At 61.8% G+C, this 340-nt stretch carries 1 protein-coding gene; it reads right to left on the bottom strand.

Annotated elements, in window-relative coordinates; translation table 11 throughout:
- On the bottom strand, positions 1-340 hold a 340-nt coding region (locus tag AC1RQI_RS17120), incomplete at both ends, for an IS66 family transposase (protein ID WP_481905818.1).

Raw genomic sequence — 340 nt, 5'->3', positions numbered from 1 at the left:
ACTGGTTCAGGGCGTAGTCCATGGCCTTGCGGGTCAGTGAGCCCTTCGCGACCTTGCCGGCGTTGTCGTCCAGCCAGCTCTTGAACGCCTGAAGCCGGGGCAGGCTTTCGCCCTGGCGGATGCGATAGCGTTCCTCATCGCCAAGATCCTTGATCCGACGTTCAATGGCGTAGAGCTTTCGGATATGGCCCAGGGCAACGTCGGCCTTGGCGGTTTGGCGTTGGCCCTTGCCTTTGCTCTTCTTGTTTGACGACGCCGCCTTTGAGGCCTCGACGAACTTGCGACGGGCATGGTCCCAGCACCCGATCCGGGTGATGTCGTTGTCCCGACACACCTTCCC

This window comes from Salicola sp. AFF1, from assembly GCF_056783195.1.
The sequence above is the reverse complement of the archived record's forward strand: the minus strand, read 5'-3'. Positions and strand labels throughout refer to the sequence as shown.